At 71.7% G+C, this 13,889-nt stretch carries 15 protein-coding genes; 9 read left to right on the top strand and 6 right to left on the bottom strand.

Features of this window, described 5'->3' with window-relative positions:
• Positions 1-5: 5 nt before the first annotated feature.
• Positions 6-644: an aa3-type cytochrome oxidase subunit III gene (ctaE, locus tag BIV01_RS00390; protein ID WP_031260857.1), complete on the bottom strand. Its 639-nt coding sequence runs from the start codon at positions 642-644 to the stop codon at positions 6-8.
• A gap of 70 nt (positions 645-714) precedes the next feature.
• Here ctaE and trpD point away from each other — a divergent pair, with 70 nt between their 5' ends.
• On the top strand, positions 715-1,770 hold the full coding sequence (trpD, locus tag BIV01_RS00385) for an anthranilate phosphoribosyltransferase (protein WP_070418989.1): 1,056 nt from the start codon (positions 715-717) through the stop codon (positions 1,768-1,770).
• Positions 1,771-1,851: 81 nt separating this feature from the next.
• Here trpD and glpK read toward each other — a convergent pair whose 3' ends face one another.
• Both glpK and BIV01_RS00375 read right to left on the bottom strand, forming a co-directional pair.
• Positions 1,852-3,363 carry a glycerol kinase GlpK gene (gene glpK / locus BIV01_RS00380; RefSeq protein ID WP_070418990.1) on the bottom strand — a complete coding sequence of 504 codons (1,512 nt, stop codon included), beginning with the start codon at positions 3,361-3,363 and terminating at the stop codon, positions 1,852-1,854.
• 45 nt (positions 3,364-3,408) lie between these two features.
• Positions 3,409-4,131 (bottom strand): MIP/aquaporin family protein, encoded by a 723-nt coding sequence (locus BIV01_RS00375; protein ID WP_070418991.1) that lies wholly within the window; start codon positions 4,129-4,131, stop codon positions 3,409-3,411.
• Between the two features lie 312 nt (positions 4,132-4,443).
• Between BIV01_RS00375 and dhaK the strand changes: the two genes are divergently transcribed.
• From dhaK to BIV01_RS00355, 4 genes are read left to right on the top strand one after another with little or no spacing between them, the layout of a single operon-like run.
• Complete coding sequence (gene dhaK, locus BIV01_RS00370; RefSeq protein ID WP_070419595.1) at positions 4,444-5,445, top strand: dihydroxyacetone kinase subunit DhaK; 1,002 nt, start codon at positions 4,444-4,446, stop codon at positions 5,443-5,445.
• 57 nt (positions 5,446-5,502) lie between these two features.
• A complete protein-coding gene (gene dhaL, locus BIV01_RS00365) occupies positions 5,503-6,129 on the top strand; it encodes a dihydroxyacetone kinase subunit DhaL (protein WP_071301580.1) in 627 nt (208 codons plus the stop codon).
• A complete protein-coding gene (gene dhaM / locus BIV01_RS00360; RefSeq protein WP_071301579.1) occupies positions 6,126-6,848 on the top strand; it encodes a dihydroxyacetone kinase phosphoryl donor subunit DhaM in 723 nt (240 codons plus the stop codon). Before dhaL ends, dhaM begins: the two co-directional genes overlap by 4 nt.
• 13 nt (positions 6,849-6,861) lie before the next feature.
• A complete protein-coding gene (locus tag BIV01_RS00355) occupies positions 6,862-7,158 on the top strand; it encodes a hypothetical protein (protein WP_071301578.1) in 297 nt (98 codons plus the stop codon).
• 18 nt (positions 7,159-7,176) lie between these two features.
• Here the strand turns inward: BIV01_RS00355 and BIV01_RS00350 are convergent, their stop codons facing one another.
• Positions 7,177-7,770: a TetR/AcrR family transcriptional regulator C-terminal domain-containing protein gene (locus BIV01_RS00350; protein WP_071301577.1), complete on the bottom strand. Its 594-nt coding sequence runs from the start codon at positions 7,768-7,770 to the stop codon at positions 7,177-7,179.
• Positions 7,771-7,826: 56 nt separating this feature from the next.
• Here BIV01_RS00350 and BIV01_RS00345 point away from each other — a divergent pair, with 56 nt between their 5' ends.
• Entirely contained in the window at positions 7,827-9,047 is a 1,221-nt protein-coding gene (locus BIV01_RS00345; protein WP_071301576.1) for a beta-ketoacyl-[acyl-carrier-protein] synthase family protein, read from the top strand.
• Here the strand turns inward: BIV01_RS00345 and BIV01_RS00340 are convergent.
• A complete protein-coding gene (locus BIV01_RS00340; RefSeq protein ID WP_071301575.1) occupies positions 9,034-9,537 on the bottom strand; it encodes a GNAT family N-acetyltransferase in 504 nt (167 codons plus the stop codon). The two genes, BIV01_RS00345 and BIV01_RS00340, sit on opposite strands and share 14 nt — an antisense overlap.
• 194 nt (positions 9,538-9,731) lie before the next feature.
• Here BIV01_RS00340 and BIV01_RS00335 point away from each other — a divergent pair, with 194 nt between their 5' ends.
• The 3 genes from BIV01_RS00335 (at position 9,732) to helR (ending at position 13,024) form a co-directional block, all read left to right on the top strand.
• The gene (locus BIV01_RS00335) at positions 9,732-10,238 is read left to right on the top strand and encodes a hypothetical protein (protein WP_071301574.1); all 507 of its coding nucleotides are present in this window, start codon (positions 9,732-9,734) and stop codon (positions 10,236-10,238) included.
• Positions 10,239-10,275: 37 nt separating this feature from the next.
• Positions 10,276-10,791 carry an AAA family ATPase gene (locus BIV01_RS00330; protein WP_071301573.1) on the top strand — a complete coding sequence of 172 codons (516 nt, stop codon included), beginning with the start codon at positions 10,276-10,278 and terminating at the stop codon, positions 10,789-10,791.
• 103 nt (positions 10,792-10,894) lie between these two features.
• Complete coding sequence (helR, locus tag BIV01_RS00325; RefSeq protein ID WP_071301572.1) at positions 10,895-13,024, top strand: RNA polymerase recycling motor ATPase HelR; 2,130 nt, start codon at positions 10,895-10,897, stop codon at positions 13,022-13,024.
• Here helR and BIV01_RS00320 read toward each other — a convergent pair.
• Complete coding sequence (locus BIV01_RS00320) at positions 13,011-13,844, bottom strand: helix-turn-helix transcriptional regulator (RefSeq protein WP_071301571.1); 834 nt, start codon at positions 13,842-13,844, stop codon at positions 13,011-13,013. The two genes, helR and BIV01_RS00320, sit on opposite strands and share 14 nt — an antisense overlap.
• Between the last annotated feature and the right edge of the window lie 45 nt (positions 13,845-13,889).

Here is a 13,889-nt window from a genome sequence, read left to right as displayed (position 1 = left end):
AGTTCCTACTTGAGAAGGTAGATGACGGCGAAGAGGCCGATCCAGACGACGTCGACGAAGTGCCAGTAGTACGACACGACGATCGCGGTGGTCGCTTCCTTGTGACCGAAGTTCTTGGCGGCGAACCCGCGGCCGAGCGTCAGCAGGAAGGCGATGAGGCCACCCGTGACGTGCAGACCGTGGAACCCGGTGGTCATGTAGAAGGCCGAACCGTAGGCGCTGGAGGAGAGCGTCACGCCCTCGTGCCAGAGGTTCGCGTACTCGAAGATCTGGCCGCAGACGAAGATCGCGCCCATGCAGTACGTGACGAAGAACCACTCCGTCATGCCCCAGTCCTTGGGGTTCCAGCTCGTCCGGTGCACCTGGAAGCGCTCGGCCGCGAAGACCGCGAACTGGCAGGCGAAGCTGGACAGCACCAGGATGATCGTGTTCACCGAGGCGAAGGGCACCTCGAGCTTGGCGGTCTCGGTCGCCCAGAGTTCGGGCGAGGTGCTGCGCAACGTGAAGTAGATCGCGAACAGGCCGGCGAAGAACATGACCTCGCTGCCCAGCCACACGATCGTCCCCACGGCAACGGCGTTCGGCCTGTTCAGGACCGGACCGCTGGCGGATCTGGAGAGAGGGGTGCTAGTCACAGACTCCATTATGGCCGAAACCACGGACAGTGTTTTCGCAGCCAACTGGCGGGTCTCTCGAATTCACTACGATCAGAGCATGCTCGACGCTCTCACCTGGCCTGCCGTGATCAGCGCGCTCATGGCGCGCGAAGACCTGACGATCAGCCAGTCCACATGGGCCATGCAGGAGATCGTGGCAGGTCGGGCCACCCCGGCGCAGATCGCCGCCTTCGTCGTGGCCCTCCGTGCCAAGGGCGAGACCGTCGACGAGGTCGTCGGTTTCCGCGACGCGATCCTCGACGCGGCCGTCCCGCTCGACGTCGACCCGATGGCGCTCGACATCGTGGGCACCGGCGGCGACGTCGTCGGCACGGTGAACGTCTCGACGATGAGCGCGATCGTGATCGCCGCCGCGGGTGTCCCCGTCGTGAAGCACGGCAACAAGGCGAGCTCCTCGAAGTCCGGGTCGAGCGACGTCCTCGCCGCACTCGGACTCGACCTGACGATGGACGCCGCGCGTGTCGCGGACACGTTCCGGCGTGTCGGACTGACCTTCGCGTTCGCGAGCGCCTTCCACCCCGGGTTCGCGCACGCCGGACCCGTCCGCCGCGAGATCGGCGTCCCGACGGTGTTCAACTTCCTCGGTCCGCTCGTCAACCCCGCACGGTGCGAGGCGAACGCCGTGGGCGTGGCGCAGCTCGAGCTCGTCCCGATCATCACGGGCGTGTTCCAGACCCGCGGGGCGACCGCACTCGTGTTCCGCGGCGACGACGGCCTCGACGAGCTGACGACGACCGGGCACAGCCACATCTGGGAGGTCACCGGCGGCCGCGTCACCGAGCACGACCTCGACCCGCGCGACCTCGGGATCGCCCGGGCCCGGATCGAGGACCTGCTCGGCGGCGACCCGGAGCACAACGCCGCCGTGGTGCACCGCGTCCTCGCGGGGGAGACCGGCCCCGTCCGCGACATCGTCCTGCTCAACGCCGCTGCCGGCCTGGTGTCCTTCCGCCTGGCGGAGGACCCGGCCGAGGTCGACCGCCCGATCCTGCAGCGCTTCCGCGAGCAGCTGGTCGTCGCGGCCGACGCGATCGACTCGGGCGCCGCCGCGCGCAAGCTGGCCGACTGGGTGGGCGCGACCCCCGTCGCGTGAGCGCAGACGCAACGCACTGGAGGCGCGGTGCCGGTCCGTGGGACCGGCACCGCGTCTCCAGGCGGTCACCTCAGGACAGGACTACTGGACGTCCTCGTCGACCCAGTCGAACGTCTTCGTGACGGCCTTCTTCCAGAGGCGCAGGGTGCGCTCGCGCTCGGCTTCGTCGAGCTGCGGCTCCCAGCGCTTGTCCTCCTGCCAGTTGGCACGGAGCTCGTCGAGGTTCGCCCAGAACCCGACCGCGAGCCCGGCCGCGTAGGCCGCGCCGAGCGCCGTCGTCTCCGCGACGACCGGACGGACCACCGGCACGTTCAGGATGTCCGCCTGGAACTGCATGAGCGCGTCGTTGGCGGTCATGCCGCCGTCGACCTTGAGCTCGGTGAGGTCCACACCGGAGTCCGCGTTGACGGCGTCGAGGACCTCGCGGGTCTGCAGCGCCGTCGCCTCGAGGGCGGCGCGGGCGATGTGACCCTTGTTGACGTAGCGGGTGAGGCCGACGATCGCACCGCGGGCATCCGGACGCCAGTACGGCGCGAAGAGCCCCGAGAACGCCGGGACGAAGTACACGCCGCCGTTGTCCTCGACGGTCTTGGCGAGGGCCTCGACCTCCGGGGCGCTGCCGATCAGGCCGAGGTTGTCGCGGAGCCACTGGATGAGCGAGCCCGTGACGGCGATCGAACCCTCGAGCGCGTAGTGCGTCTCCTGGTCGCCGAGCTTGTAGCCGACGGTCGTGAGCAGCCCGTTCTCCGAGCGGACGATCTCCGTGCCCGTGTTGAAGATGAGGAAGTTGCCCGTGCCGTAGGTGTTCTTCGACTCGCCCTGGTCGAACGCCGCCTGGCCGAACGTCGCGGCCTGCTGGTCGCCGAGGATGCCGGCGATCGGGACCTCGCGGAGGAGGTTCGAGGACTCGACGTGGCCGTAGACCTCGGAGGAGCTGACGATCTCGGGGAGCATCGACTTCGGCACACCGAAGTCGGCGAGGATGTCGTCGCGCCACTCGAGCGTCTCGAGGTCCATGAACAGCGTGCGGGACGCGTTCGTGACGTCGGTCTTGTGGACGCCGCCGTCGACGCCACCGGTCAGGTTCCATAGGACCCAGGTGTCGGTGGTGCCGAAGAGCAGGTCGCCCGCCTCGGCCTTCTCGCGCGCACCCTCGACGTTCTCGAGGATCCAGACGATCTTGGTGCCGGCGAAGTACGTCGCCAGCGGCAGACCGACGACCGACTTGTAGCGGTCGGTGTCGCCGTCGGCGAGCTTGTCGACGATCGACTGCGTGCGGGTGTCCTGCCAGACGATCGCGTTGTAGACCGGCTTGCCGGTGTTCTTGTCCCAGACCACCGCGGTCTCGCGCTGGTTGGTGATGCCGACCGCCGCGACGTCGTGGCGGGTGATGTCGGCGCGGGACAGGGCCTGGCCGATGACCTCACGGGTGTTGTCCCAGATCTCCGACGGGTCGTGCTCGACCCACCCGGCACGCGGGAAGATCTGCTCGTGCTCCTTCTGTCCGACGGACACGATCGAGCCGGAGTGGTCGAAGACGATCGCTCGGGTGGAGGTCGTGCCCTGGTCGATGGCGACGATGTAGTCGGCCATTGGTGCTCCTAACGGTCTTGCTCGGGTGGGTGTGGTGAGGGTGGATCAGGCGAGGGGCAGGAGTGCGTACGACAGCCCGGCTGCGAGGGCACCACCGACGAGGGGGCCGACGACCGGCACCCAGGCGTAGGCCCAGTCGCTCGAGCCCTTGCCCTTGATCGGCAGGAAGGCGTGCGCGATGCGGGGGCCGAGGTCACGTGCAGGGTTGATCGCGTAGCCGGTCGGGCCACCGAGGCTGACACCGATCGCGATCACGAGGAAGGCGACCGGGATGGCGCCGAGCTCGGCCGGGGTCTTGCCGTTGGTGAAGGCGATGACCACGAAGACGAGCACGAAGGTGCCGATGATCTCGGTGACGAGGTTCCAGCCGTACGTGCGGATCGCCGGGCCGGTGGAGAAGACGCCGAGCTTCGCGGCCGCGTCGGGTTCCTCGTCGAAGTGCTGCTTGTAGGCCAGCCAGACGATGACCGCACCGATGATCGCGCCGATCAGCTGGGCGAGCCAGTAGAGGAACATCTCACCGATGGTGATGTTGCCCAGGATGGCCTGCGCGAGGCTCACCGCGGGGTTGAGCTGGCCGCCGGACTTGTACGACACGGTGACACCGGCGAAGACCGCGAAGCCCCAACCGATCGTCACCATGAGGAAGCCGGCTCCGAAGCCCTTGGACTTCGTCAGCGAGACAGCGGCGACGACGCCGCCACCCAGGATGATGAGCATCGCCGTGCCGACGAGCTCGGAGAGGAAATTGACGCCGATGCCGTCCATCGGTGACCTCCAGTGCGTGAGGGTGGGGGTCCGGTGGTACAGCGCCGGCACTCCCCGTTGAGTGATTGGGGCCGAGCATACTGACGGGCATCGGCGGATGGCGATGCATTCGTGAGGGAAGTGCGCGATTGTGCACGAACGTGCATGGTCGGTGTGCGCCCGCGCATCCGAGGCCGGTGGGCCGCCCCCGGGTCGGTGCACGAACGTGCACACGGGGGGAACGCTCGCCCGGGGCAGCGATGTAGATTGAGGGCACTCCGGTCGACGACGGCGGTGCTGCCTCGCGATCGCCCGCACTCCGTGGAGGTCAGCATGAAGAAGCTCATCAACGATCCGCAGGCCGTGGTCGACGAGACCGTGCGCGGGTTCGCCCGTGCCCACGCCGGCCACGTCGTGCTGGTCGAGGACCCGATCCACATCCACCGCGCGGACGCCCCGGTGTCCGGCAAGGTCGGGATCGTCAGCGGCGGGGGCAGCGGACACGAGCCGCTGCACGCCGGGTTCGTCGGGTACGGCATGCTCGACGCCGCGGTGCCGGGGCCGGTGTTCACGAGTCCCACACCGGACCCGATCGTCGCCGCGACGAAGGCCGTCGACGGGGGAGCCGGTGTGCTCCACATCGTGAAGAACTACACGGGCGACGTCCTCAACTTCGAGACCGCCGCCGAACTCGCCGGCATGGACGACGTCCGGGTCGAGTCCGTCGTGGTGGACGACGACGTCGCCGTGCAGGACTCGCTCTACACGGCCGGCCGACGCGGGGTCGCCGGCACCGTCGTCGTCGAGAAGTGCGCGGGCGCCGCAGCCGAGCGGGGTGACGACCTCGACGCCGTCGCCGCCGTCGCCCGGCACGTGAACGACGTCACGCGCTCGATGGGGCTCGCGCTCGCCTCCGGCACCGTCCCGCACGCCGGCGAGCCGTCGTTCACCCTCGCCGACGACGAGGTCGAGCTCGGCATCGGCATCCACGGCGAGCCCGGCCGCGAACGCATCCCGATGGCCCCGGCCGACGAGCTCGTGGACCGGGTGCTCGAACCGATCCTCACCGACCTCGCCGCTCCCGCCGGGTCGAAGCTGCTGCTCCTCGTGAACGGCATGGGCGGCACGCCCCTCTCCGAGCTCTACATCGCCTACCGACGCGCCGCCGAGGTCCTCACCGACCGCGGGTTCGACGTCACGCGTAGCCTGGTCGGCGACTACGTGACATCCCTCGAGATGCAGGGGTTCTCGCTCACCGTCACGGTGCTCGACGACGAACTCACCGCCCTCTGGGACGCACCGGTGGAGACCCCGGCACTGCGCTGGGGACGCTGAACCCACCGCACCACGACCCGGCCCGTGAACGGAGCCGGACGCAGGAAGGAACACGAATTGGCGCTCGACACCGCATGGGCCATCGACTGGGTCCGACGCACCGCCGCGACGATCGACGAGCACCGGGCCGAGCTCGTGACGCTCGACCGGGAGATCGGCGACGGCGACCACGGTGAGAATCTCGACCGCGGCTTCCGTGCCGTGCTCGAGGCCGTGGACGCCGGTTCGTTCGACACCCCCGGAGCCGTGCTCAAGGTCGTCGCGACGAAGCTCATCTCGACGGTCGGCGGGGCCGCGGGTCCGCTGTTCGGGACCGCGTACCTCAAGGCCGCACAGGCCGCCGGGGACGTCGCGGAGCTCGACGCCGACACGCTCGTCCAGGTGCTGACCGCTGCCCGTGACGGCATCGTGTCCCGGGGCAAGGCTGCCGTCGGCGACAAGACCATGGTCGACGCCTGGTCGCCCGCGGTCGACGCCGCCGGTGCCGCGGCCGCCGCCGGGGACAGCCCCGAGCAGGTGCTCGCCGCCGCCGCAGACGCCGCCGTCACCGGCGCGGAGTCGACCGACCCGCTGGTCGCCCACAAGGGCCGCGCGAGCTACCTCGGCGAACGTGCCGTCGGGCACCGCGACCCGGGCGCGCAGTCCACCGTGTACATCCTCCGCGCGGCCGTGGACGCCGCGTGACCGTCGGGATCCTGATCGTCTCGCACAGCGCGGCGATCGCGACCGGCACCGTCGAGCTCGCCCGGCAGATGGCAGCGGACGTCCCGCTCGTGGCCGCCGGTGGCACCGACGACGGCGGTATCGGCACCTCGTTCGAGGCCATCACGGCCGGCATCGAGGAACTCGCCGACGCCGAGGCAGTGGTCGTCCTGTGCGACCTCGGCTCCGCCTACCTGACCACCGACACGGCGCTCGACTTCCTCGACGACGACGTCCGGGCGCGCGTGCACGTCTCGCAGGCCCCGCTGGTCGAGGGCGCGGTCGCCGCGGCCGTCGCCGCACAGACCGGTGGCGACGTCGACGCGGCCCTGGCCGCTGCCGCGTCTGCCGCAGGCTCCGAGGCGGACGCGAGTCGCGCCTCCAGTCCGTCCGGCGACGGTCCAGGAGGCGCGGCGCCGGTCTCCGGGGCCGGCCCCGTCGACGACGTGGCCGCGTCCGAGACGGTGGAACTCGTCAACGAGAGCGGCCTGCACGCCCGGCCCGCCGCGGAGTTCGTGAAGACGGCCGCCAAGTTCGACGCCGAGGTCCGGGTCAACGGGGTGGACGCGAAGAGCCTGCTCGCGATCATGGCGCTCGCACTGCCCAGGGGGGCGTCGGTGACCATCGAGGGGACCGGAGCCGACGCGCAGGACGCGGTCGACGCGCTCGTGGCCCTCGTGCGATCCGGCTTCGGCGAGTGATCCGGCGCGGCTGATGGCGCAGCCGATCGACTCGTCGGACGAGGTCGTGGTGGGCGCGATGGCGATCACCGTGAGCATCCCGCCCGCGCTGCGGTGGCGGGACGAGCGCCGCGGGGAGGAGTTCGAACTCGAGACCATCACCGTCCGGATGCTGCCAGACCGGACCCTCGCGGCGAAGGCGTACGGGCGACCCGTCGCCGGTGGACGCGGTGCGTACGTCTCGTTCCCCGTTCCGGACCGGCCGGAGCTCGCGGAGGTGATCCGGCGGGGTGCCGACCGGGCCGGCGAGCTCTGGGCGGCACACCGCTGAGGCCGGTCGCTCGGTCGTTCAGGCGATCGAGACGGTGCCAGCCAGGTCGAGGTCGGACGGTCCGCCGGTGACCCCGGCGTCGGCGAGCAGCGTGGCGCCGAACACCGCGCTCCAGAACGTCCGCGCGTCGCGTCCGACGCCGCTCCGGCTCGTCCAGCCGTGTTCGGTGACGACGCGCTCGAGGTAGCGCTCCGACTGCCGGAACAGCACCTGCAGGAGCAGTCGCACCCGGTCGCGCTGCGCGGCATCGTCGCCCGCGCTCGCGAGGGCCCGCACGACGAGCGGCGTCGACGGCATCGCGAGGGCGGTGCGGGCGAGGACCTGCCGGAACGCCTCCGCGCTCGTGGCGCGGCGCCCGGCTGCCTGCAACCGGGTCGTGTCGCGCAGGAACAGCGCGAACGCGGCGTCGAGCACCAGTCGGTCCTTCGATCCGTAGTGGTGCGTGATCTGGTTCGGGTACACGCCCGCGGCCCGGGCGATCTCGCTCACGGTCACCGTCCGGTGTTCGGCCGGGCCGCCGGTCCCGCTGAGCAGTCCGGCGGTCGCGGCGAGGATCCGCGCCCGGGTGGCTGCCCCGCGCGGGGTGACCGGGGCGTCGCTCGTGGTTGCCATGCCGGAATTGTACGTGGTACAACTCAACTTGTTCAACGTACAAGAAGGAGCCTCCCGTGCACATCTCCATCACCGGCTACGGAGCGGTGTCGCCGTTCGGCCACGGCGTCGACACGCTCTGGGACGCCCTGGTCGCCGGCCGCTCCGGCGTGCACGACCTCGACCGGACCGGCACGCACTGGGACCAGGTCCCGATCCGGGTCGCCGCCGCCGCCGCACTCGACGCGGACGGAGCACTCGGTAGGGTCCGGGCGAACCGGCTCGACCGCAGCCAGCAGCTCGCGCTCGTCGCGGCGGAGGAGGCCTGGGCGGACGCCGGCGCCCCGACGGTCGAGGGGGACCGGCTCGCCGTCGTCGTCGGCACCGGGATCGGGGGAGTGGAGACGCTCCTCGACGCCCACGACGTGCTCGGCACCGCTGGCGCCCGTCGCGTGTCGCCCCGCACCGTCCCGATGCTCATGGCGAACGCCGCCGCGGCGCAGATCAGCATCGCGTTCGGTGCACGGGCCGGGGCGTACACGACCGTGTCCGCCTGCGCCTCCGGGGCCGAGGCGATCGCGACGGCCGCACGGCTGATCGTCACGGGGGAGGCCGACGTCGTCATCGCCGGTGGCACCGAGGCGGCCGTGACGCCGGTGACCATGGCGTCCTTCGCGCAGTCGCAGGCCCTCGCGAAGCCCGGCGACGACGACCCGACGACGCTCTCCCGCCCCTTCGACGCATCGCGCCGCGGGTTCGTGCTCGGCGAGGGTGCCGGGTTCGTCGTGCTCGAGCGGGCCGACCACGCCGCTGCCCGCACCCAGCGCTCGCACGGGACCCTCGCCGGATGGGGCATCACCTCGGACGCCTTCCACATCACCGCGCCCCTGGCGGACGGGTCCGAGCAGGAGCGGGCGATGACCGCGGCGATCCGGATGGCCGGGTTGACGGGCGACGACATCGACCACGTCAACGCGCACGCGACCAGCACGCCCGTCGGGGACGTCGGCGAAGCCGCTGCGATCGCTCGCGCCGTCGGCACCGGGGCCGTCGTGACCGCGCCGAAGGGGGCCATCGGGCACATGTTCGGGGCAGCCGGGGCCGTCGAGTCGATCCTGGCCGTGCGGGCGATCGAGACCGGGCTCGTGCCGGCGACGCTGAACCTGGAGCACCTCGACCCGGCGGTCGAGCTCGACGTGGTCGCCGGGTCCGCGCGGGAGGTGCCGATCCGGACGGCGCTGAACAACTCGTTCGGCTTCGGTGGGCAGAACGCGTCGCTGGTGTTCACCGCGGCGTGACCGGGCGCCCGGTCGGCAGGGTGCGGGCGTAGTCGACCGTGGGGTACGGCGTGAAGCCGAGTGACTCGTAGAGTGCTCGCGCCGGGGCGTGGAAGGCGTCCCCGCCCGTGCCGATGTGCACCACCTCGACCCCGCGGTCGCCGAGTGAGCGGAGGACGGTCGTGCACAGTGCCCGTGCGACTCCTCGTCGTCGGGCACGCGGGTGGACGGCGACCATCTCCAGCCGGCCGGACGCGCCGTTCGTGACGTGCCACCCGACGTACCCGAGTGGCCCGTCGTCGTCCTCCGCCAGCGTGATGAACCGGTCTTGGGCAGGGTCGAGCAGCGCGGGTACCTCGTGCCGGTAGTCGTCCTCCCAGTGCGCGTGGTCGTGTGCCGTGACCTCCGGGCGCAGTCGGACCAGGTCGCCGGCGAGGAGCGGGCGGAACGTCTCGATCGTCAGCTCGGTGAGCGCGGGCAGATCGTCGGGCGTGCAGGCGCGGATGTGCATGGTGTGCCTCTTCTCTGAGCAGTCTGAAGGCGCCACACCGTGCTCGGTGTGGCGGTACGTGACGGCGAGGCCGTCGCCTTCAGTGGCGGGTGCGCCAGCTCGCGAAGCAGTCCATGGCCACCACGCTACCCACCGTTCCCGCCGCAGCGCCGCACGGGCCTGGGTAGCGTCAACCGGGACGGAAGGACGACACGATGCGACCACTGATCCTCTCGGGTGGCCCGGCGGTCGGGAAGACGACCTGCGGTCGTGCCCTCGCTGCCGCGGAACCGCGCGGCGCGTACATCGACGGTGACGACGTCCGCCAGATCGTCATCGCCGGGGATGCGACGCTCTGGTCTGGATCGGAGGGCCGTGCCCAGCACGCACTCGCCGCCCGCAACGTGAGTGCCCTGGCCCGGAACCTGCTCGCTGCGGGCTTCGCCGTCACCGCGTCGGACGTCCTCACCGCGGAGACGCTCGCCGTGTACCGCGCCGAACTCCCGGAGTGCTTCGTCGTGCACCTGGCGATCACCCTCGAGGGGGCCCGAGCGCGAGCCGCCACACGACCGGTGTCCATCACCGACGACGAGTTCGAACTGCTCCACCGGATGACCGCGGTCCCGCCGGCGGTGGACCTCGTCCTCGACGTCACCGACATGGCCGAAGCCGACCAGGTCGCTGCGCTCCACCGTGCGTGGGCGACTGCGAGCATGCGGTGAGGTGGAGTGCTCCACCCGGGCTCGGTAGGGTCCAGGCATGGCACTGGTGCTGATGTGCGGTCTCTCGTTCTCGGGCAAGAGCACGCTGGCGATCCGGTTGTCCGACGCGCTGGACGGAGCGCTGCTGGGCCTCGACCGGATCAACGAGGAGCGCGGCCTCGACGGCGGCCAGGGCATCCCCCCGGAGGAGTGGGCCACGACGAACGCCATCGCGCACGAGCGGGCGGGCGAATCGCTCGCGTCCGGCCGCGACGTGATCGTGGACGACACGGGCTCTCCGCGATTCGTCCGAGATGCCTGGCGTGCCACCGCGACCGCCGCCGGTGCACCGTTCGCCCTCGTCTGGGTGCGGATCGCCCCGGAGCTGCAACGGCGACGCGTCCTCGCGAACCGGACCGAGCCGGCACGACCCGACGTCACCGACGCCGTGCTCGCAGAGCACGCCGCGAGCTTCGAACCGCCCGAGACGGAAGAGCCGGTGATCGTCGACGGTGCTCGTACGGCAGACGCGTCGACGGTCGCTACCGTCGTCGACGCGATCAGGTCGCGGTAGCGGAAGGCGGCCGCGAGACGGCGGACCCCTCCCGCCATGACCAGGATACGGCCGGACCCGGGGCTTGCCGCAAGACCCCCGTCGTGCCCCACAATCGACCCTCGTGTCAACGCCGTACCCCGTCTTCGACCTCCCCGAACGCCTCGCCGACAAGGCCGATCCGGCCCTGATCGCCGACGACGAGCGGCACTTCGCCGCGATCGCCGCCACCCTCGACGCCTCGACCACGACGCTCACCCGACGCCTCGACGAGCTCCGCCGAACCCGAGCGGGCGGTGGGGAGTACACGGTGGAGCGCGATGCCGAGGTGCGCCGTGTCACCCGCGAGCTCACGGCACTCCGGCGGTACGGGCTCGACCTGTGCATCGGGAGGATGGTGTTCGCCGACCGCCCACAGCCGGTCTACGTCGGCCGCTCGGGGCTCACCGACGCGGACCTCGAGCGGCTGCTGGTCGACTGGCGCTCGGCGACCGCGGAACCGTTCTTCGCGGCGTCGCACGGTGATCCCCGTGGCCTGGTGAGCCGGCGACGCTACCGCTGGCAGCGCGGTCGGATCGTGGACTACTGGGACGAGGCCTTCACCGACGAGGGCCTGCTGCACACCGCAGCCCTGGACGACCAGTCGGCGTTCGTCGCGAGCCTCGGCACCAGCCGCAGCCCGCGGATGCGGGACGTGCTCGGGACGATCCAGTCCGACCAGGACGCCGTGATCCGCGCGGACTCCGCCGGAGCGCTCGTGGTGGACGGCGGTCCGGGGACCGGCAAGACCGTCGTCGCGCTGCACCGGGCGGCGTACCTGCTCTACGCCGACCCACGCGTGTCCCCGCGGCACGGGGGTGTGCTGTTCGTCGGGCCGACGCACGGGCACCTCGACTACGTCGGGGACGTGCTGCCGGCACTCGGCGAGGACGGGGTGCAGCTCGCGACCGTGACGGACCTGGTGCCCGAGGGCGCCGACGTCCCCGACGAGGCCGATGCGGACGTCGCGGCGATCAAGGCGGGTACGGCGCTGACCCGGGCGGTCGAGCGTGCGGTCCGCGGGTACGAGCAGCCGCCGGAGCGGACGGTCATCGTCGAGACGGACTGGGCGGACGTGCCGATCACGCCCGACGACTGGGCCGACGCGTTCGACGCAGCGGACCCGGGCGACCCGCACAACGCCGCACGCTCCGACGTCTGGGAGGCGCTGCTCGAGATCGTGACCAACCGCCTGGCGGGAGCGGCCCCACCCAGGGCGATCCGCGCCTCCGTGGACGACAGCGACGTCCTGCGTGACGCGTTCCGCCGGGCGTGGCCCGTGCTCGACCCGGACGGTGTGGTCGCGGACCTGCTCGCGGTGCCCGAGCACCTGGCGCGGTGCGCGCCCGACCTCACCGCAGCCGACCGCGCACGCCTGCACCGCCCGGACGCCCGCGCGTGGACCCGGTCCGACCTGCCCGTGCTCGACGCCGCCCGTCGACGGATCGGGGACCCGGCCGCTCCGGCCCGGGAGCGTCGTGCTGCGGCCGCCAGGGCCGCCGAACGCGAGCGGATGGATCGGGTGATCGAGGACCTCGTCGCGAACGACGACTCCGAGCTGCAGCTCATGAGCATGCTGCGCGGTGCGGACGCGCGGAACAGCCTCGACGACGACGCGGTGACGGCGGCGCCGGACGTCGATGCCCTGGCGGGACCGTTCGCGCACGTCGTCGTCGACGAGGCCCAGGAGCTCACGGACGCGGAGTGGCTGATGCTGCTCCGGCGGTGCCCGAGCCGGAGCCTCACGGTCGTGGGGGACCGGACCCAGGCGCGGGAGCCGTTCACCGAGTCGTGGGAGGACCGGCTCGTCCGGATCGGGCTCCGGGACGTGCGGACCGCGCGTCTCCGGATAAACTACCGCACGCCGTCCGAGGTGATGGCGGTCGCCGAACCCGTCATCCGCGCAGCCGTGCCGGACGCGAACGTGCCGACCTCGATCCGCGACTCCGGCGTGCCGGTGCAGTACGGGTCCGCCGAGGAGCGGGACGTGGTCCTGGACACGTGGGCCGCGGCGAGCGCCGACGGGATCGCGTGCGTGGTCGGCGACGCCGGGTACGCGGGGACGGACCGGATCCGTTCCCTGTCCCCGGAGGCGACGAAGGGTCTCGAGTTCGACCTCGTCGTCCTGGTGGACCCGGAGCGGTGGCCCCCGGTCGACCGCTACGTGGCGATGACCCGGGCGACCCAACGACTGGTCGTGCTCAGCTCGGCGTGAGTTCCTGCAGGCCGGTGACGCGCAGGAGGTCGAGCTTCGCGGCGTCCTCGGTGCCGGGGACGGCCGTGTAGACGACGATGCGGAGGTCCCCACCCGGCACGCTCAGGACGTCGCAGTCGATCTCGATCGGGCCGACGGGGGAGTGCACGCGCTTGCGGCTCGCCCGGTGCTCGGCGACGCGTCCGGTGTCCCAGCGGCGCTCGAACTCGGGGGACTCGCGGCGGAGGCGAGCCACGAGGTCGGCGAGGTCCCGGTCGGCGGGGTACCGTCCGACGGCGGCGCGGAGGTCGGCGGCGAGGTCGCTGGAGAACTCCTCCTGGTGCTCGTCGTCCCACTCGACCTCGTCGTGGCCGTGCATGAAGTGTCGCCACACGAGGTTCCGGTCGATGCCCGTGTACCGGGAGGGGTCACCGGTGAGCGCTGCCCAGAGGTCGTTCCACAGGACGATGTCGTGCGCGGCGGTGAACACGGCGAGGGGGACGTCGCCGAGGCGGTCGACGATGCGCTGCACGCCCGGGGTGACGTGCCGGGGGACGACCCGGCGCGACGGCGGCGCGGCCCCTGCGACGCGGCAGAGGTGGTCGCGTTCCTCCTCGGTGAGACGGAGCGCGGTGGCGAGTGCGCCGAGCAACTGCGGCGACGGGTTCGTCGCGCGTCCCTGCTCGAGGCGGACGACGTAGTCGACGCTCACCCCGGCGAGCGCAGCGAGCTCCTCGCGACGGAGACCCGGCGTCCGTCGACCGGGCCCGGCCGGCAGGCCGACCGCTTCGGGACGGACCCGGTCGCGCCAGGAACGCAGCACACTCGCGAACTCGCTCATGCCCACCATCCTCGACCCGCGCCTCCCGGCCTGCCTGGTACTGGT

Source organism: Curtobacterium sp. MCBA15_013 (assembly GCF_001865095.1).
Lineage (GTDB): Bacteria > Actinomycetota > Actinomycetes > Actinomycetales > Microbacteriaceae > Curtobacterium.
The sequence above is the reverse complement of the archived record's forward strand: the minus strand, read 5'-3'. Positions and strand labels throughout refer to the sequence as shown.